This is a genomic window from Halobaculum roseum, from assembly GCF_019880245.1.
GTDB classification, from domain to species: domain Archaea; phylum Halobacteriota; class Halobacteria; order Halobacteriales; family Haloferacaceae; genus Halobaculum; species Halobaculum roseum.
In genome coordinates this window covers 1,856,316-1,874,992 of record NZ_CP082286.1, presented here as the reverse complement: position 1 = coordinate 1,874,992, position 18,677 = coordinate 1,856,316, and the positions used below count along the sequence as shown (strand labels likewise).

Below are 18,677 nucleotides of genomic sequence, written 5' to 3'. Positions count from 1 at the left end.
TTGTGCCACCGACGGGCGTTGTTCTCGATACGTCACTCCTTGAGGAGTCGATTGACAACGTCGTCGTAGGTGTCCGTAGGGCCGTTCTTTTCCTCAAACAACTTCTCTCTAGTCTCGGGGCGAATCTGGATTGTCGTGCGTTCAGTAGACATGGGTGTTTCGCTGGGGCTGGCTCTGAGTTCGATACATCTAGGGTCCCAACTGGGGAACCTTGCCGTGTTAGGGTTTGATACCCGCTTGTCTGCCGTCAGAGACTCAAGAACGACGGTCCCCCGCCGGATCGCCTTTGACGTGATTTTGTGACCGCGGCTTGGCGTGGATCACCCACAAGGGGCGTCCACGTCGACACCGCGAGGCTTGCGTCGGATCTCCTCCTTACGGTCATCTCGGCTTTCCCGAGCGTAGGCCCGCAGGGGAAGAGTCCCCATCGCTTCTGTAGTTCTATATGATGGCACAGGATACATTGAAATAGTGAGGGAACGAACGTTCCCCACAGGATTCAGACATATGGTCTCCTCGAAACCATATCACCTCATCAACTACGAGAAAGCGTATGCAGAGACCGGTTCAGCGCCCGAAGAGTCGTCATACCGGGACCACGAACTCCGGAACCGCGTTCAGGACAAAGCGGATAGAATGGATGACCGCCTCCTCTCTCTGTGGGAAGATGTTACTTCAGTTAACATCCACCCCGATGTTAGCATCAAGACGGACCGCTCCCCACGCGGATTAGGTGAACTCATTGGGGAACTAGTCTCCAATCTCCTAACCGACAATACTCTTGATTCCCACTCGGATTTCCTTTCGGGCGTGATTGAGGGGCTTGATTCCGGTGCACCACATGACCACGTGACCAAGTCGACCGGGATGGAGGCCCGGACCGAATTGCTTGAACGCACGCGAGAAAAGACGACTGAGCAACTTGATCGGCAGGTCAAGGTGACCGAGGAGTGGTTTGACGGATATATAAACAAGGACCGGAATACTCGGGAGGCCCGTGAATATATCCAAGAAGTATTGGAGAACAACGACTTCTGTTCTTCCAAATTCGTCGTTCAACAAATTCAATTCGAACTGTTGGACGGTCGGGATAACCGCCGGCAAGAAGCGTGGGACGCTACAAGTGCTCTTTCAGAGACTTCCATTCTCGAAGTTGTTGAACGGAAATCACTAGAGGAACGAGCTAAACTTCGCCGGCAAATCGAGGAGGACGTGAAGAATTTGCATTCGAAGCGACGGGGCCAATCGCGGCGAGAGGTGTTTGAATACGTCGCTACGCAGACAGACGAGCAACCAATTCACACAAACGACTTTGTCCGCGCTGGCAAGAGACTCGGTGACCGAAGCGTCGTTGTGACTATTCTCAATGATCTCGCCGGCAAAACAGGGCGTCGGGAAAGGGGGCATGACAAAGTCCGGTCCGCAAACCCTCTCCTAGAGCGCGTTAACGGCGATAAATGGCAAACGACGGCCTATGGAGACATTATAGCGGATTGGTTATTTGAAGAAGGACTGGGGCTTTCCGATACGACAAGAGAAGAAGAGGTAGCTGTCGCCAAAGAGTTAGAGGATTCAGATGCCAACGAATAGCTACGCTGGCCCATTGAGACGTATATTAGCCCGTTTGCTTCAAATTCAAAATGGCAGCCTACGTGCTCCCCGAGATACACTAGCACTTCTTCAAAATAGCGGGTGCGACCGGGTATCTAAGACGGTCACTTCACTTATCAGACAGCTTCTCATACAGCAATGCCTTCACTTCCGGGTCGTCAAGTAGGTCATCGAGCGCATCGATCTTCTCTTGCGTGTCCACGTCCTCGGGGTCAACCTCTCGGTAAGAGTCCTTCATGTCGCTCTGAATCGACTCCTGCGCGCTCTGTGCGTCCGGGGTGAACACGGCTCCGCACCGGCTACACGCCTTCGCACTCGGCGCGAGGTTGTTTCCGCACACGTCGCATACGTCCGGCGTAAGTGGGGATTCATCTTCGGGTTCACGAATCCCGAACGCCTCCTCGGCACGCTTCACGTGGTCATCACCGGATAGGTGCGAATAGGTGGTTTCCATCACCTGTGAAGCGGCGTCGTGACCGATCAGATATTTGATCGTGTCGTGGGGGAGGTCGTAATCACGCGCCGCGATAGTCACGAAGTTGTGCCGCATCGCGTGGGGGTGCATCGGCTTGTCAATGTCCGTCCGCTCTTTGATTTTCTCCATGCACCGCCGGATCGTCTCTCCCGAAACGGGCGTCGTCGGGTCCGGGGTGCTGTAGTTCGGGCGTGCCGTGATCAGGTAGTGCTCAGGATCGGTCGTATCAGGGTGGTACTCCAACCAGTTTTGCACAGCCGCCTTCGCACCGAGCAGGGGTCGCTTCCCGTTCCGATCCTGTGCGCCTTTGAGCCCGTCCACCTCGGGGTTCAGTCGGTAGGTGCCCGCTTGGGGGTTCACGTCCTTCAACCGAAGCGTGCGGATAGCCTCGCGCCGCTGGCCGGTGTAGAGCAACAGTTGAAAGATAAGTTTGTCTCGCGGGTTGTCAGCCGCCTCCCGCGCCTCGTGGATTTCCTCTTTGGTGAGCATATCCGACGGGTCAACCTGCGGGTCCTTCTGGTCGAACATCGGGATCTCCCCCGGCTCCACGTTCAGATCCGTGTGGTAGCCGTAGAACTTCCGTAGCGCCGCCTGATAAGACCGAAGCGTGGACTTCTGAATACCTTCGTCCTTAACCAACGGGTGTCCGCCGTCGTGCATCGACTGAATGTCATGCTTCAAATCCTCCGCCGTCGCTTCGACAAGCTTCCGCTCGCGGGAGAATTGCATTAGGCGGTATAGCCACGCCGTGAGGGTTCCCGGCTCGCGCGTGCCTTCACCCTCGGGTGCCGGCGTCATTACGTTGTGATCGTCGTAGGCGTTTAGCAACTCTCGGACCGCCTCGGCCGTATCGGAGTCGATCTCGCCCGAGTCCACATACTCGGAAAACGTTTCCTTCCGCCGCTCGAATTTCTCTCTTGGGGTGGTCATGGCCGACCTACCCCTTTCTGCACACGCCACACCCTAGAAACTTCCGGAGAATTGCCATAGGTCATAGGTGGGTTCGACAAGAACAAACAAGGATCCATCGCGGACTTCATGTGATCGTCGCGATCTGTTTCTCCGATTCGGACCGCAGTCACGCGATCGTCGTGTGAGTATCTCGTATCATAGAACGCTCGTAGTGAGCCGTCGATCGCTCGGGTTCGTTCGACTGCCACGTCCCTCGTTCACAGCACCCATGGGATCGTTTAACAGATCAGCCGACGTACACACGCGTATGGCCACCGAGCAACAGGAGGACGAACCCAGGGTGACGGACATCTCGGTCGGACAGAGCGTGTACGACGACGACGGTACCGAGCTGGGGACGGTGCGGGGCATCGACGACGCCGGCTTCTACGTCCTCTCGTCGGAGGACACCGGCCGGGTGACACTGGAGGAGGCCGGCAGCGCCTTCGGGGAGTCGTACGTGATGTGGCGCTGCTGGGAGTGCGGCGAGATGGGACAGATCGAGGGCGACCTCCCGGCGCAGTGCCCGGACTGCGGGGCGCCCCGCGAGGACCTGTACTACTGGGTCGAGGACTGACCGCGCGGGCGAGGACGCGTGTCGCGCACGGCGGCACCGCATCGGGCGGCCGGGAGAGGAACTCCCGTCGGGTCGTTCCCGACGCCGTGGGAGCGCCGGCGGGTTTATTCTGTCAGGCGAGTAACGTTCCTGCATGAGCGACGGGGGACCGCCCGTCGGGCTCGGCCAGCGCGTGTTCACCGAGGACGGGCGGGAGATCGGGACCGTTCGCGGCTTCGACGAGCACGGCGTGTACGTGACGACGCGGGAGGGGATCGTCTCGCTGTCGGTCGAGCACGAGCGCGCGGGACACGAGTTCGGCGAGGGGGAGTTGATGTGGCGCTGCTCGGATTGCGGGGAGATGGGGGACCTCGGCGAGGGGATGCCCGAGGCGTGCCCGAACTGCGAGGCCCCGCGCGAGCACGTCTACTACTGGATCGAGGACTGACCGACCCGCCCCCGGCGGCCGCCGCGGGCGACCGAACCGCTCTTTTCACCCGCCCGCCGACCCGTGAACATGGATATCGTCGTGTTCGGCGCGGGGGCGCTCGGCAGCCTCGTGGGCGGGCTGCTCGCGCGCGAACACCAGGTCACACTCGTCGCCCGCGACCCCCACGCCCGTCGCGTCGCGGGGCAGGGCCTGCGCGTCGTCGGCGAACTCGACGCACACACCCGGCCGCGGGCGACGACCGAGCCGACCCACGAAGACCTCTCCTGTGACCTCGCGCTCGTGACCGTGAAGGCGTACGACACCGAGGTCGCCGCCGAAGTCCTCGCCGCCGGCGACCCGGATCTCGTCTGTTCGCTCTCGAACGGGCTGTGCGAGGGGACGCTCGCCGAACGCCTCGGCGACCGCGTGCTCGCCGGGTCCGCGACCTACGGCGCCGAACTCGTCGGCCCGGGCGAAGTGCGCTGTACCGGCGTCGGGCGGATCCACGTCGGCGAGTTCGCCGACGACCGACTCGACAGCGACGAGGACGACGCCGCGAGCGACCGGGCCGAGCGCGTCGCCGCCGCGTTCCGCGAGTGCGGGCTCGACTGCACCGCCGACCCCGCGATGCCGCGCCGACGCTGGGAGAAGCTCGCCGTCAACGCCGGCATCAACGCCGTGACGGCGCTCGCGCGCGTTCCCAACGGCGCGCTCGCGGACGGCCCGGGCCGCGAAGTCGCCCGCCGCGCCGCCCGCGAGACGGCCCGCGTCGCCCGCGCAGAGGGTGTCGATCTACCCGACGAGAGGGCCGTCGACGCGGTCGACACCGTCGTCGCGGAGACCGCGGCCAACCGCTCGTCGATGCGCCGGGACGTGGAGTCGGGGAATCGGACCGAGGTCGACGCGATCAACGGCGCCGTCGTCGACCGCGGCCGCGACCGCGGCGTCGACACGCCGACGAACCGGACGATGGCGGACCTCCTGCGGACGTGGGAACGGAACCGGATCGGAGAGTGAAACGATGAGTTTGGGTTTCGGGGTATTCTCCAATTCGCCGTTCTTGCTATCGGTTTCGCTTGTAGCGTGTTTCTTCTGAAAACCAAGAGGCTGCAGTAGGAATCGGAGACTACTCGACGTATCCCAAGTCGCGGAGGCGCTCGGTCGCCTCGTCGTCCATCTCGTCGAGCGAGTCGTCGGTCACCTCGCCGTCGACGGCGCCGGTCCACGCGCCGCCGGCGGCGGCCTCGAACTCGCCGAGTCTGGACTCGGCCTCGGCGATGCGCTCGTCGCCCCCGTCGCCGCCCGGGGTGCCGGCGAGGTTCCGCTCCTCGGCGGGGTCCTCGTCGAGCCGGAACGCCTCGTCGGGGATCCGGTCGATGCGGACGTACTTCGCGTCGGTGGCTCGGGACGCGCGCATCCGCGAGTAGAACCGGGAGTCCTCGGGCAGTTCGATGCCCGCGCTCGACGCCTTCTCCTCCAGCTGTTTCAGCTCCACCACGGGCCGGGAGTACTCGACGAACCCGAACTCCCCGTCGGGCGACGCACGCTGGCCGGGGTCGCGGTCGGCGTCGTCGAGGCCGGCGAACTCGCGGTAGTCGGCCGAGAGAAGCGATCGGGTCCGGTCGAGCGCGACCGCCTCCTCGCCGTCGGCGGCCGGCTCCCCTCCGTCGACGCCGAGCGTGTCGAGCACCGTGTGGTAGGTGTCGAGGAGCTCGACGGTGTCCTCGCGGCGGTCGTCGTCGAGGCCGGGGTGTTTGACCATGAGCGGGACGTTGATCAGCTGGTCGTACAGACAGAACTCGTGGCCGTAGAGGTCGTGTTCGCCGTGGAGTTCGCCGTGGTCCGCGCAGACGACGACCGCGGTGTCCTCCCAGCGGTCGGTCTCCTTCAGCCAGTCGAACAGCCGGGTGAGCTGGTCGTCGATGTGGGCGATCTCGGCGTCGTACAGCCCCCTGATCGCGTCCCACTCCTCGTCGTCGATGTCGCGGACGCCGGCGTTGTACTCCTTGGAGTTCTGGCACACCTCCGTCGAGTCGACGCCGGGCGCGTACTCGTCGACGTACTCCTGAGGCGGGTGGTACGGCAGGTGCGCGTCCATCAGGTTGATGAACGCGAACCAGTCGTCGCCGGCCGACTCGCTGTCGTCGATGAACGACTTCGTGCGGTCGATCACCGCCGGCGTCTTGGAGTCGGCGCCCTCGCCCGACGCGAGGTACTCGTGGGCGACGTTGCCCAGCGAGACGAGCTTGTCCGCGACCGTCCGCAGCGCCTCGTTGTCGTTCATCGCCTTCCACGCCCGCGCGATCGGCCCCGACAGGAGATCGCCCGGCATCACCTCGAAGAAGTTGTCCTGGTCGTCGAACCCGTCGGTGAGGTGGGTGTACGGGGTGATCCACGCGTTCGATGAGTAGCAGGCGGTGCGGTAGCCCTCGGCCGAAAGCGTCTCGGCGAGCGTCGTCGCGCCCTCCAGATACGGGTTCTCCTGGTCGGCGCCGTGGCGGTGCGGGTACATCCCGGTGAACAGCGACGCGTGCACCGGGAGCGTCCACGGCGCGGGCGCGACCGCGTTCTCGAAGACGGTCGCCTCCTCGGCGAACGCGTCCAGGCCGGGAGTCGTTCCCCCGTCGTAGCCGTACGGCCCGAGGCGGTCCTTGCGGACCGTGTCGAGCACGACGAACAGCACGTTCTCGGGCGTGTCGTCGCTCATGTCTCCCGAGTCCCGCTCGCCGGTAATCCCTCTTCTGGTCTCCTCGACGCGACCGGAGCGGTCCTCAGAGGGTCGCCGAGCCCGGGAACGGCCGGGCGGCGCCCGCCCTCAGGTGTCGCCGGCGATGACGTCGGCGACCCGCCGGTGGTCGAACAGCCGTTCGTCGGCGCCGAACTCTGGGTACGTGTCGCCGTTCTCGTACTCGGGCCACGCCCCGAACTCCTCGGGGTACAGCTGTTTGGCGGTCATCTCCAGCTGGAACAGGTTCATCAGCGGTCCCTGCCAGCGCGTCCCCTGCGGGTACACCCGGTCGTTCCGGACGGCGGACAGCTCGCTCCCGACAGGGTCGTCCCGGAGGTTCCGCTTCAGCTCCCCGAAGTCGAAGGTGTCCGTGACCGTCCACAGCGCGAGTATCGCGTCCGGGTCGGCCTCCAGCAGCGCCTCCATGTCGATCTCTTTGAACGGCCCCGAGAACTCGTCGTCGCCGAAGGCGTCGACGGCGCCCAGCGGCCGCGTGTGGGAGTTCCAGTAGCCGGGAGCGTTCAGCCTGAGCTGGTAGATGCTGGACAGGTCCGCCGAGATCGAGAGGTACGCGGCGGTCGGCCGGTCGGACTCCGGCGGGCGCCCCGCCTCGACGGTCGAGATCAGGTCGTCGCGCACGGACCGAAGCGCCTCGTACCGTTCACGCTCGTCGTACAGCGTCGCGACGCGGTCGAACACCCCCCAGAGACTGTGGTACTCGTACCCGTCGGCCCACTCCTGGGGGGGCGTCGCGTGGAAGCTGCTGTAGTAGTTGCCCAGCCACGGACCCACGTTGTCCTCGATCTCGTCGATGTCGGCTCGGCTCCAGTTGTCCTGTGTGGTCACCCACGCCGGATCCACGAGGTGGAGGTCGCTGTCGAGTTCGTACAGCTGTTCCTTCGAGAAACCGTACTGCCCCGCCTCGTCCGCCCACTCGATCTCGAAGTCGTCGAACCCGGCGGTGAAGTACTCCAAGCCGGCAACGGTGCCGTCCCACCACAGGCTGTTGACGGTGTCTCCCTGCCCGAGCGCGCTCGCCATGTCCGGGAACCACGGGAAGTGGGTGAACACGTTCGTCGGCGGCTCCTCGAGCGTGACCTCGCCGACGGGCGACAGCTCGACGGAGTAGCTCGCCTCCGGACTCGCGGTGGCGGTCCCCTCGGTCTCCTCGGCCGCCGTCTCGGTCCGCTCGATCGGCTCCTGCGTCGTCGTCGCGCCGTCGTTCGACTGCCCGGTACAGCCCGCGAGCAGGCCGCTGCCGCCGACGAGCGCCCCGCCGTATTTCACGTAGTCACGCCGCGTGGGCCCGTCGAGTTCGCCGCTGTCGTCTCCCATACTTTTTGGCCCGCCTAAATACTCAAAGCCCCTTCGATCCGGTTGTTCGGCGCCCGCGACAGGTCAGGATCTCCCGAGTCGGGCCGCTCGGCCGTCGCCGACGCGTGGTCGGTGGGTTTGCTATCGCGGCCGATAGTTTATCGTCCGGTTCCCCCGAACGTGCCTTCCGGCCGTAGAACGGTCGAAGCGGGCCCGTCGGTCCCGAATTCGGGGAATACGGCTGGGAACGGCGCCGTTGGGCGCCGCGACATCGAGCGAGCCGGGTCGCTAAAGACGGATGCGAGAAATGGCAGCGGCTACGGGGTAAGCACGTGAGAACCGCGGCGCGGAGCGAACGGAAGAGCGGTCGCCGTCAGAAGGGGGCTTGCGGGCCCTCGTCGTCCTCGCCGTCCGAGGACTCGCCTGGGAAGGAGGGGGACATGCCGTCGTCGGAGGTGCCCATGCCGCCGAGGTCGCCGTCGGCGCCCGAGCCCATGCCGGTGTCGGCGACGACCTCCTTGATCTCGGGGATCTCCTTGGTCATGCGCGATTTGATCGCCTGGATCGTCATCGGCGAGATGCCGCAGCCGGAACAGGCCCCGCCCAGCGAGATGTGGACCTCGCCCGTCTCGCGGTCCAGGTGCTGGATGGCGGCGCTGCCGCCGTGCATCTGGATCTGCGGGAAGTTGCGGCGCAGGAAGTTCGTGATGCGCTCGCGCAGTTCGTCCTCGCCGCCGTCGTCCTGGGAGTCGGCGCTCATTACCCTTCGGTTGGCGGTACGAGGGTTTCAACCTTGTGCTCGGCGGGGTCTCGCGGTCGCCCGTTCACCGTTCCTCGGGCGGTTCGAGGTCGAAGACGCGGTATAGCTCCGATTCGATCTCCGCGACGTACCGGTCGAGCGTCTCGGTCAGCTTCTCGTCGTCGACGACGATCGCCGTCAGGCGATCGGTCGGGTTCTCGGGCAGTTCGACGGTGAACGTCCCCGTCTCCTCGTCGTAGAACGGCTCGGACTCGTTGAGGATCTGTTGGTCGATCGCGTGGATCACCTCCGAGTCGAACCGGTCGTTCATCGTCTCGAAGGCGTTCTTGTACGCGCGCTGGAGCTCCGGGAAGTAGTTCGCGTACTTGTCCTCGAACTGCTCGGGGTCGAACTCGGCCATTGTCGGACGATCCGCGGGGATCGGGGTAAGCGCGACGGTCGGCAGTAGTAAACTGAATAACGCGATATGGAATCTGAGTGGAGTCGTCAGTCGCGGGACCACGAAGGCGGTCGCGGCCACGTGCAGTGAGGGCTGATACCCCGTTCTGGGGTGAAACGACGCCGTGAGCCCTCGCAGCCCCGACGAACGCGGACGGGAACGACCGGGACAGGCCGGGACGGAGCGGGACGAAGCGAGATAGTCAGGGATTGAGCGAGACAGCCGAGACGTAGCCAGAGAGTCCGGTAGGGACGATGCTCGGAAGCGACGGGCTGACGGTCGTCGATCGCCGGGATAGGTCCGTTGGACGGGGCGTCAGTCCAGAAGGGTATTGGGCGTCGAGCGTCGGTCAGAACGTCGTCCACGCCGTCGCCGCCTGCGTCCGGTTTCGGACGCGGAGCTCGCGCGCGCCGTTCTCCTCGCGCGTGTTGATCACGGTGTCGAACGGCTCGTACATCGTGTGCAACGTCTGCTCGTCGTGCATCGTGGAGTTGATCACCGCGATGGTGGTCCACCCCTCGCTTTGCGTCTGCCGGGTGAGCACGCGGACGAACTGGTAGACGTCCTGCGGATCGAGGTACATCAACAGCTCCGACAGCGAGTTGATGCCGACCGCGACGGCGGCGTCGGTCTCGCGGAACGCCTCGTACAGGTCGGTGAACTTCATCCCGATGTCCGTGACGTTCTTCGGGGAGGAGGCGTACCTGATGAGGTCGTCCTCGATGAGGTCGCCGCCCCGCTGCTTGGAGACGCAGTCGACGACGCCGACCGACTCGGGCGCGACGTCCGCGACGTCCGCGTAGTCCGCGCGCACCTGCTCTGCGGGGTCGCCGGTGGTGATGAGGACGCCGCGCTCGCCGGCCTCCGCCATCAGACGGAGCATGAGCGCGTACTTGCCGGTCATCGGCGGACCGGCGATGAGGAGACTCTCGCCTCCCCCTCCGCCGTCAAGCGACAGCGGGGCGTCCTCCAGCATACGCGTCAGCATGCGTCGGACAGCTAAAACCTTTGTCCAAACCGACGGAAACGGCAGTTCAGATCGGTAGAGGCTCACGGGTTCACCCCGTTCCTGACCGTCGGCGTGTTGCGGCCGTCGACACCGTCGCCCCCGATCTCCGACGCGTCCCCGACCGAGTCGTTCGACTGGGCGCGCGACGGCCGACTCCGACCGGAGCGGGCCGGGTGGGCCGCCCAGCGCGGCGTCACGAGTCCTCGTCCGGCGTCCCGGAGTCCGGCGCCGAGCCGAGCAGCGCGGGGAAGCCGAGCGCGCCGATTTTCCCTCCGTCGAGCAGTCCAGCCCGTTCGAGCGCCGACGGGAAGTCGATGGCGGTGATCGGACGGGCGACCGGCGAGCCCGACACCAGGTCGTCCGTGTCGTCGAACCCGGCGTCGCTCGGCGCCGTCCCCTCGACCAGTTGGTCCCAGACGTCGTCGCCGTCGATCGCGTCGCTGTCGGCGTGGACGACCTCGGCCTCGTGTTTGCCCTCCTGGTAGGCGAGGTCGATGATGCTGCGGTCGTAGGACGTATCGGGTGCCGTCCTGAGTCGGTCGAACTCCTCGCTGTTCTCGTAGCCGAACGCGGCCGCGACGCCGAGCGCGTACGCCCGGCGGATGGCCTCGGTCTCCGTGATGTCCTCCCAGTCGGTCCCCAGTCGAGCCTCGTACATCAGTGGGAAACCGTCCTCCCGTCGCCGACGACGATGCCGTCGTCGGTGAATCGGAGGTCCTGGATGTCGGTGTCGACCTCGGCGCCGCGCATCTTCACCACCTGGACGCCGCGGCGCATCCCGTCGTCCTCCATGTAGTTGTGGAAGAACACCACGCCGTGTGCGAGGAAGTGCTCGTCGGCGTACGCCGAGGGGTCCGTCATCTCGGAGATGAGATACGTCGTCGCGCCGGTTCGCTTGAGCGCCGAGAGAAATCGCATCGTCGTGTCGTCGTCGTCGTCGAGGAGATACCGCAGCAACATCGTCGAGTCGATGACGACCCGGTCGATGTCGCGCGACTCAACGAACGAGCTGATCCGGTTGGTGACGCTGTTGACGTCGCGCCGGTCGCCCGGCATGCCGAAGAAGCGCTTCCCCTCCGAGGAGAACGCGTCGAGGAACGTCACCGACCCGGAGTCGAGCGCCCCCTCGAAGCCGAAGTCGTAAGAGGCCATGTCCCGTTCGAGGTCGGCCCGGCTCTCGTGCATGCTGATGAACAGACAGCGCTCGCCGCTGGCGGCGCCCTCGGCGATGAACTGTGCTGAGAACGTCGTCTTCCCGCTTCCGGGCGGACCGCAGACGACGTACAGCCGTTCGGCCGGGAGCCCCCCGCCGACGAGGTCGTCGAATCCCGCAACGCCGCTCGAAACGCGCATACCTCACCACGGAACGAGGGGTCAGATAAGGACTGCTCCCCGAAACTCAGCAGTGATACTGCTACGGGAGCCTGCTCACTCGGTGCGGGGCTCGACCCAGACGACGAACCGGTCGTCGCCCTTGACGATACCGCGAACGGAGTCGTCGCCGGCGGTCGTCGCCTCGTCGACCTGGTCGGCGGGCACGTCGCGCACCTGGAACACCTCGTCGACGACCCAGCCGACGGTGCCGCCGTCGTCGACCTCCTCGGGGTCGAACACGATGATCCGTTCGCGGGCGCCCGAGCCGGTGACGCCCAGCAGCGTCTTCGGGTCGATGATCGTCGTCGTCTTCCCGCGCAGGTCCATGACGCCCTCGACGTGGCGCGGCGAGTTCGGGATCGCCGTGAGGTCGCCCGCGTCGACGATCTCGTCGATGTAGGCGATGTCGAGACAGTACGTCTCGTCGCCGAGTCCGAACTCCAGCACCTGCGTCGTCTCCTCGGTCGAGACGGCGTCCGCGTCGGCCGCCCGCTCACTGCTTGCCATACTCCCGATCGCCCGATCGAGTCGCTTAACGGTAGCGCACGAGCTATCAGCCGTGAAATTCGGGGCGGTGTCTTCAATAACGGCGTATCGGTAGCCGAGGACATGATTCGAGACGCCGCACGGCCGGCTGGGGGTGCGCCGTGAGCGCGCGGGCGCCGCGGACGGTCGTGGTGGACGATTCGCGGTTCATGCGGGGACTCATCGCGGACATCCTGGAGTCCGGCGGGGTCGAGGTCGTCGGCGAGGCCGCGGACGGCCGCGAGGCGCTCGACGTCGTCGCCGACGCGGATCCGGACGTGGTGACGATGGACGTGGAGATGCCGGAGATGGACGGGATCGAGGCGGTCGAACGGCTGATGGCCGAGCACCCGACGCCGACGCTGATGCTGTCGGCGTACACCGCCGAGGGCGCCGAGGAGACGTTCGCGGCGCTGGACGCGGGCGCCGTCGACTTCTTCGCCAAGCCCGGCGGCGAGGTGTCGATGGGCGTCTCCCGGATGGAAGAGCAGCTCGTCGAGACCGTCCGGTCGGTCGCCGGGGCGGACCTCTCGCGGGCGGGCCGACAACGGCGCACCGAGGCCGCGACCGCCGCAGCCGGTTCGGCGACGCCGGCGTCGCCGAGCGCGTCGACCGCGGACGGACCGGCCGGCGCCGGCGTCAAGCCGAACACGACGCTGATCATCGGCTCGTCGACGGGCGGTCCCGACGCCGTGGAACGGGTCGTCTCGGCGCTCCCGGGCGACGCCGACCTCCGCGGCGTCGTCGTCCAGCACATGCCCGAGGCGTTCACCGGGCGGTTCGCGAACCGGCTCGACGAGGCCTGCGGGCTGTCGGTGCGGGAGGCCGAGGACGGGATGCGCCTCGGACGCGGCGAGCTCGCGGTCGCGAAGGGCGGCCACCACCTGGAGATCACGAACGCGCGAAACGGCCGACTCCGGCTGAAAGTGATCGACGAGGAGCGCGGGGAGGGCGTGCGCCCGTCGGTGAACGTGACGATGCGGTCGGCCGCCGAGGCGGTGGACGACCCGCTGATCGGCGTGATCCTCACCGGCATGGGCGGCGACGGCAGCGACGGCGTGCAGGCGCTCTCGCGGGTCGGCGCCCGCGTGCTCGCCCAGGACGAGGACTCCTGTGTCGTGTACGGGATGCCGAAGCGCGCGGCCGCCACGGGCGCGGTCGACTCGGTGCTCCCGCTGGACGACATCGCGGCCGGAATCGCGGGTGAGCGCGCATGAGCGAGGCGCACATCCGGGCGTTCGTCCGCGAGTCCGAGGAGGGGATCACCGAACTGAACAACTCCCTGCTCGCGCTGGAGTCGGACCCCGACGACCCGGAGGCGATGGACGCCATCTTCCGGACGGCCCACACCCTGAAGGGCAACGCGGCGGCGATGGGCTTCGGCGACTTCTCCGGGCTCGCGCACGCGATGGAGGACCTGCTCGACGAGGTCCGCGGCGGCGACATGGCGGTGTCGGGCGACCTGATGGACCGGCTGTTCGAGGCGGTCGACCTGCTCGACGCGATGCTCGGGGAGATCGACGAGTCGGGCGACACGAGCATCGACCCGACCGACGTGGAGGAGGACCTTCGGACGATGGCGGAGGAGGGCGTCGACGCGCTCGGCGGCGAGGACGGCGCGGACGGGAACGACGCGTCCGGGTCCGACGACGGGTCGGACGCGGCCGCCGAAGACGGTGAGTCGACCGACAGTGCCGACAACACCGACGACGACGCCGTCGACGAAGCGTTCGAACACGGCCTCTCGCCCGGCGACGACGAGGGCGTCTACCGCGCCCGCGTCGACCTCGGCGACGCGGACATGCCGGGCATCGACGCGATGTTCGTGTTGGAGGCCGTCGAGGACGCCTTCGCCGGGATGGCCTGTGACCCCGACCGCGACCAGATCGAGGAGGGGGAGTTCGAGGGGACGTTCGACCTGTACGTCGTCGCCGACGCCGGCGCGACGGTCGAGGCTGGCGTCGACGCTGTGAGCCAGGTCGAGGCGGTCGACGTGGCCGCCGTCGAACCCGCACCCGACGACGCCGCGGCCGGAGCGGACGCGGGCGGATCCGACCCGTCCGCGGGCGACGCGGGCGACGGCGAGGGGCCGACGTCCGCGGAGCCGACTGCGGAGGGGGACACGGCGGCGGACGGCGATGACGACGACGATACCGACGGCGGTTCCGGCGGCGGCGGTTCAGGCGGGTCGAGCACGTCGTCCTCGGACAACATCTCGTCGGTCCGGGTCGACGTGGAGCAGTTGGACGACCTGTACGGGCTGGTCGAGCAGCTGGTGACCAGCCGGATCAAGCTCCGCCGGGAGATGGAGGAGGCCGACATCGACTCGGACAACCTCGACGAGCTGGACAAGATCTCGACGAACCTCCAGGACACGGTGATGGACATGCGGCTCATCCCGCTGTCGGCGGTCGTCGACACGTTCCCGCGGCTCGTGCGCGACCTCGCGCGCGACCAGTCGAAGGACGTGAACTTCGACATCGACGGCCGCGACATCGAGCTGGACCGAACGATCCTCACGGAGATCCGCGACCCGCTGGTCCACATCCTCCGCAACGCCGTCGACCACGGGATCGAGTCGCCCGAGGAACGGGAGGCCGCGGGGAAGGACCCGACGGGGACCATCGAGCTTCGCGCCGACCGCGAGCGCGACCACGTCACCATCGTCGTCGAGGACGACGGCGGCGGCATCGAGGCCGACGCGCTGCGCGAGAAGGCCGTCGAGAAGGGCGTGAAGTCCCGCGGCGAGGTCGAGGCGATGTCCGACGCGGAGGCGCGCGAGCTCGTCTTCCACCCCGGCTTCTCCACCAACGACGAGGTGACGGACGTGTCCGGGCGCGGGGTCGGGATGGACGTGGTTCGGACGACGGTGAAGGATCTCGACGGGAGCGTCACGCTCGATTCGACCCCCGGCGAGGGGACGCGCTTCGAGATCAAGCTGCCCGTCACGGTCGCCATCGTCCGCGTGATGTTCGTCGAGGTCGACGGCGTCGAGTACGGCGTCCCGATCAAGAACATCGCGGAGGTGAGCCGCGCCGACGGCATCGACGTGGCCCACGGCGACGAGATCGTCCGCCACGACGGCGACATCTACCCGGTCCTCAGGCTCGGCGAGGTGCTGGGCACCGCCGGCGCGGCGGCCGGCAACGGGTCCGGCGCGGGCGGTGCGCTCGCCGATGGTGGAAGCGAGGTCGAACGCAGTGAGACCTCGAAGCGAGCGGCGAACGGAGGGAGCCGCGAGCACGGCGAGAGCGAGGTCGATCCGGAGGGTGACGACGACACGGCCGGGAGCGCCGACGCCGAGGGCCTCGGAACCGACGACGCCGACGACGGCATGCTCCTTCGCATCCACGAGGAGAAGCGCCCGGTCGCGCTCCACTGCGACGACGTGCTCCACCAGGAGGAGGTCGTCGTGAAGCCGCTGGAGGGGATCCTCTCGGGCATCCCCGGCCTGTCGGGGACGGCCGTCCTCGGCGACGGCGACGTGGTGAGCATCCTCGACGTGGAGACGCTCGGGGGGCGCCGATGAGTCGCGCGAGCGCGGACCGGGACGGCGCCGGCGACCTGCAGGGCGTCATCGAGTTCGTGGAGGACCGCGTCCCGTTCGAGCCGGGATACTACAACGAGGCGTACCTCGGACGGCGGATCGCCGCGCGGATGCAGCGACGCGACGCCGACGACCACGCCGAGTACCGCGCGATCCTCGAGGACGACGACGACGAGCGCGAGGCGCTGTTGGACGCGCTCACGATCAACGTGACCGGGTTCTTCCGGGACCCGGACATGTGGGCCGACCTCCGCGAGGTGTTGCGGGACCTCTCCGAGGAGAACGGCCGGGGCGGCGTCGACGTGTGGAGCGCGCCCTGCGCGGACGGCCGCGAGCCGTACTCGCTGTCGATGCTCGCGGCCGACGACGCCGAGGTCGACGAGCGCCGGCTCCGGATCACCGCCGTCGACATCAGCGAGGAGGCGCTCGACGCCGCCCGCGCGGGCGTGTACGAGACGACACGGACGACCGACATCGGCGAGGAGCTGGCGCCGCTGTCGGACCCGGAGACGTACGTCGACCAGGAGGAGAACGTCTTCCGGGTGCGCGAGTCGGTGAAGTCCCGGGTCGCCTTCGAGCCGTACGACCTCATCCGCGACGGGCCGAAGGACGACATGGACCTCGTCTTCTGTCGCAACCTCCTCATCTACATCGACAGCGAGTACAAGGGACGGCTGTTCGAGACGCTGCGCGACTCGCTGCGGCCGGGCGGGTACCTCGTGCTCGGGAAGACCGAGACGGTCCCCCCCGACATGCGCGAGGAGTTCGAGCCGGTGGCGAAACGGAGCCGGATCTACCGATACACTGGATAATGTCGCTGTACACGCTCGCCCGCGACGGGGACATGGAACGGCTCACCGACACCGCGAAGAACAGCGACAGCGCCGCGGTGCGGCGCCGGGCCGCGGAGATGCTCGGCGACGTGGGCGACCCCGAGGACGACCGGACGGTGGACGTGCTCATCCACCTTGCCCGCGAGGACGACGACGACTCGGTTCGGGCGGCCGCCGTCGACGGGCTCGACGAACTGGGCGGCAACGGGCTCGAACGGCTCATCGCCAAGGAGACAGGGGTCGACCCGAACGCCGCCGACTGGGCGGCCGTCCGCGCGTTCGCGAAGGTGCTCGGCGGCGCGAGCATCCCGGAGTACCGGATGGCCGCCGCGAACGCGCTGGGTCGGATGGGCGACGAGGACGCCGTCGGCCCGCTGGCGAAGCGGCTCGAGGACCCGGACCCGAGGGTGCGCGAGCGCGCCTGTCTCGCGCTCGGGCGCATCGGCGATCCGCGCGTCGTCAGCCGCCTGAAGGCGCGGCTGGACGACGACCACCCGGCGGTGAAGTCGGCCGCCGCGGACGCGCTCGGCACCATCGCCAGCGGCGAGGCGCTCGCGGCGCTGTTGGACCTGCTGGACGACGAGAACGTCAGCCTTCGGCGACTCGCGGCCTCGGCGCTGGGCAACGCCAGCTCGGCGAAGCCGGTGCCGGAGCTTGCCGGCGCGCTCGCGGACGAACACGACACGGTGCGGCGGGCGGCGGTGTTCTCGATCATCGAGCTGCTCGCCAACGCGCCGACCAAGCAGAGCCACGCCGTCCGCGACGCCGTGGTCTCCGAACTCAAGGACGCCGACGACGAGACGGTGACCGGCCCGCTCGTGGAGATCTTAGAGGACGCGACGCAGGCGCGCCAGCGGCGCAACGCCGTCTGGTTCCTCGGGCGAGTGACGAGCGCCGAGCCGCCCGAACACGTGCTCGACGCGCTGGTCGACGCGCTCGACGACGACGACAAGATGACCGCGCAGTTCGCGGCGACGAGCATCACCAACCTGGAGGGGCTCGCGGTGGAGTCGACGCTGATCGAACTGGTGAACGACGACGACGCGTCGGTCGACGCGCGGGCGAAGGCGGCGTACGCCCTCGGCGACGTGGGCGGCGACCGCGCGAAGGAGACGCTGGACGCGATCACCGACAGCGACGTGGACAAGCAGGTGCGAAAGCGCGCGTTCGCGTCGCTCTCGAAGCTCGGAGGTGTTAGACAGTGAGCGACAGTAGTCAGCGGAACGGCGGTGGTGGACAGGGGGCCGGCGGCGGCGAGGAGTACAAGGTCGCGGACACCCGCGGCAAGTTCGCCCAGGCGATGAAGGCCGGGCGGAAGCTCAACGACGTGGGGTGGACGAACGGGCGGATCGTCCTCTCGAACAAGCGGGTCGTCCTCGTCGGCAACGGCGGCAAGCGGACGATCGCGCTGTCGTCGGTCGACGGCATCGGCGGCCGCTACGACGCCAACCAGGAGATCCAGCGCGTCTCCAACTACGTCAGCCTCCGCATCGACGACGACGCGTTCCTCATCGCCGCCGAGGAGCACGAGGAGTTCCGCACGGACCTGTACCGCGCGTTCCTCGACCGCAAGGTGATCAAGGCACGCCACCCGGCGATCAAGGGCGGCGTCGTCCAGGACACCGAGTGGGAGCAGGCGCGCGTGAAGGTCGAGGCGGACGGGATCTCGATCGCACAGCAAAGCGGCGCGTTCGTCCGCCTCGAACTCGACGACATCGGCACCTTAGAGGAGACCGAGCGCACGGTGATGGACGAGAAGGCCGCCGTCATCGAGGCCGAGCACACCGACGACGAGGGGACGAGCGTCCAGACGTACCTCTCGGGGGAGCCGTGGCTCGTCGCGGTGATCAAGTCGTACCTCGGACAGGGCCACGACCGAAACCGCGGCGCCGTCGAGCTGTCAGAGTCCGAGCGCGAGGTGTTGATGGCGCTGTACTCGGGCGTCTCCTCGTTCGAGGTGCCGAACTTCCTCGGGATGAGCGTCGACCGCGTCGAGGAGATCTTCGAGCGGCTCATCGAGGCGGAGGTGCTGGAGGAGGTGCGCACCCGCCGGGAGGTGGCGCTGGAGCCGCGCGGCCGCAACATCGCCAGCGAGGCGATGAACGAGCAGTAGGCGTCGCGAGCG

Annotated in this window: 18 protein-coding genes; 9 read left to right on the top strand and 9 right to left on the bottom strand. The window is 67.2% G+C overall.

What is annotated here, in order from left to right:
• Positions 1 to 471 precede the first annotated feature (471 nt).
• Positions 472 to 1,590, top strand: coding sequence for a hypothetical protein (locus K6T36_RS09490; RefSeq protein ID WP_222921066.1), 1,119 nt, complete (start codon positions 472 to 474; stop codon positions 1,588 to 1,590).
• Positions 1,591 to 1,720: 130 nt separating this feature from the next.
• On the opposite strand, the gene K6T36_RS09485 is transcribed toward K6T36_RS09490, so the two are convergent.
• On the bottom strand, positions 1,721 to 3,016 hold the full coding sequence (locus K6T36_RS09485) for a tyrosine-type recombinase/integrase (protein WP_222921065.1): 1,296 nt from the start codon (positions 3,014 to 3,016) through the stop codon (positions 1,721 to 1,723).
• A 289-nt stretch (positions 3,017 to 3,305) separates the two neighbouring features.
• Between K6T36_RS09485 and K6T36_RS09480 the strand changes: the two genes are divergently transcribed.
• The 3 genes from K6T36_RS09480 (at position 3,306) to K6T36_RS09470 (ending at position 5,040) form a co-directional block, all read left to right on the top strand.
• The gene (locus K6T36_RS09480) at positions 3,306 to 3,614 is read left to right on the top strand and encodes a DUF7130 family rubredoxin-like protein (RefSeq protein ID WP_222606416.1); all 309 of its coding nucleotides are present in this window, start codon (positions 3,306 to 3,308) and stop codon (positions 3,612 to 3,614) included.
• Positions 3,615 to 3,747: 133 nt separating this feature from the next.
• Positions 3,748 to 4,041: a DUF7130 family rubredoxin-like protein gene (locus K6T36_RS09475; RefSeq protein ID WP_222921064.1), complete on the top strand. Its 294-nt coding sequence runs from the start codon at positions 3,748 to 3,750 to the stop codon at positions 4,039 to 4,041.
• A 69-nt stretch (positions 4,042 to 4,110) separates the two neighbouring features.
• Positions 4,111 to 5,040, top strand: coding sequence for a ketopantoate reductase family protein (locus K6T36_RS09470; protein WP_222921063.1), 930 nt, complete (start codon positions 4,111 to 4,113; stop codon positions 5,038 to 5,040).
• A 109-nt stretch (positions 5,041 to 5,149) separates the two neighbouring features.
• Here K6T36_RS09470 and K6T36_RS09465 read toward each other — a convergent pair whose 3' ends face one another.
• The 8 genes from K6T36_RS09465 to K6T36_RS09430 form a co-directional block, all read right to left on the bottom strand.
• Positions 5,150 to 6,730: a sulfatase gene (locus tag K6T36_RS09465; RefSeq protein WP_222921062.1), complete on the bottom strand. Its 1,581-nt coding sequence runs from the start codon at positions 6,728 to 6,730 to the stop codon at positions 5,150 to 5,152.
• Between the two features lie 108 nt (positions 6,731 to 6,838).
• Positions 6,839 to 8,086 carry an ABC transporter substrate-binding protein gene (locus tag K6T36_RS09460; protein WP_222921061.1) on the bottom strand — a complete coding sequence of 416 codons (1,248 nt, stop codon included), beginning with the start codon at positions 8,084 to 8,086 and terminating at the stop codon, positions 6,839 to 6,841.
• 352 nt (positions 8,087 to 8,438) lie between these two features.
• Positions 8,439 to 8,825 carry a NifU family protein gene (locus K6T36_RS09455; RefSeq protein ID WP_222606411.1) on the bottom strand — a complete coding sequence of 129 codons (387 nt, stop codon included), beginning with the start codon at positions 8,823 to 8,825 and terminating at the stop codon, positions 8,439 to 8,441.
• A 64-nt stretch (positions 8,826 to 8,889) separates the two neighbouring features.
• Positions 8,890 to 9,225, bottom strand: coding sequence for a DUF5783 family protein (locus tag K6T36_RS09450; protein WP_222921060.1), 336 nt, complete (start codon positions 9,223 to 9,225; stop codon positions 8,890 to 8,892).
• Between the two features lie 388 nt (positions 9,226 to 9,613).
• Positions 9,614 to 10,240: an RAD55 family ATPase gene (locus K6T36_RS09445; RefSeq protein WP_222921059.1), complete on the bottom strand. Its 627-nt coding sequence runs from the start codon at positions 10,238 to 10,240 to the stop codon at positions 9,614 to 9,616.
• Positions 10,241 to 10,466: 226 nt separating this feature from the next.
• The gene (locus K6T36_RS09440) at positions 10,467 to 10,931 is read right to left on the bottom strand and encodes a DUF8057 family protein (RefSeq protein WP_222921058.1); all 465 of its coding nucleotides are present in this window, start codon (positions 10,929 to 10,931) and stop codon (positions 10,467 to 10,469) included.
• The gene (locus K6T36_RS09435) at positions 10,931 to 11,626 is read right to left on the bottom strand and encodes an RAD55 family ATPase (RefSeq protein WP_222606401.1); all 696 of its coding nucleotides are present in this window, start codon (positions 11,624 to 11,626) and stop codon (positions 10,931 to 10,933) included. The genes K6T36_RS09440 and K6T36_RS09435 overlap by 1 nt, the downstream gene beginning before the upstream one ends.
• Positions 11,627 to 11,701: 75 nt before the next feature.
• On the bottom strand, positions 11,702 to 12,154 hold the full coding sequence (locus K6T36_RS09430) for a chemotaxis protein CheW (RefSeq protein WP_222921057.1): 453 nt from the start codon (positions 12,152 to 12,154) through the stop codon (positions 11,702 to 11,704).
• Positions 12,155 to 12,324: 170 nt separating this feature from the next.
• Here K6T36_RS09430 and cheB point away from each other — a divergent pair, with 170 nt between their 5' ends.
• From cheB to K6T36_RS09405, 5 genes are read left to right on the top strand one after another with little or no spacing between them, the layout of a single operon-like run.
• On the top strand, positions 12,325 to 13,389 hold the full coding sequence (gene cheB / locus K6T36_RS09425) for a chemotaxis-specific protein-glutamate methyltransferase CheB (RefSeq protein WP_321170474.1): 1,065 nt from the start codon (positions 12,325 to 12,327) through the stop codon (positions 13,387 to 13,389).
• Positions 13,386 to 15,701, top strand: coding sequence for a chemotaxis protein CheA (locus K6T36_RS09420; RefSeq protein ID WP_222921055.1), 2,316 nt, complete (start codon positions 13,386 to 13,388; stop codon positions 15,699 to 15,701). Before cheB ends, K6T36_RS09420 begins: the two co-directional genes overlap by 4 nt.
• Positions 15,698 to 16,531: a CheR family methyltransferase gene (locus K6T36_RS09415; protein WP_222921054.1), complete on the top strand. Its 834-nt coding sequence runs from the start codon at positions 15,698 to 15,700 to the stop codon at positions 16,529 to 16,531. The genes K6T36_RS09420 and K6T36_RS09415 overlap by 4 nt, the downstream gene beginning before the upstream one ends.
• Positions 16,531 to 17,757 (top strand): HEAT repeat domain-containing protein, encoded by a 1,227-nt coding sequence (locus K6T36_RS09410; RefSeq protein ID WP_222921053.1) that lies wholly within the window; start codon positions 16,531 to 16,533, stop codon positions 17,755 to 17,757. The genes K6T36_RS09415 and K6T36_RS09410 overlap by 1 nt, the downstream gene beginning before the upstream one ends.
• Positions 17,754 to 18,665, top strand: a complete 912-nt coding sequence (locus K6T36_RS09405) for a CheF family chemotaxis protein (protein ID WP_225935087.1) — start codon at positions 17,754 to 17,756, stop codon at positions 18,663 to 18,665. Before K6T36_RS09410 ends, K6T36_RS09405 begins: the two co-directional genes overlap by 4 nt.
• Positions 18,666 to 18,677: the final 12 nt, after the last annotated feature.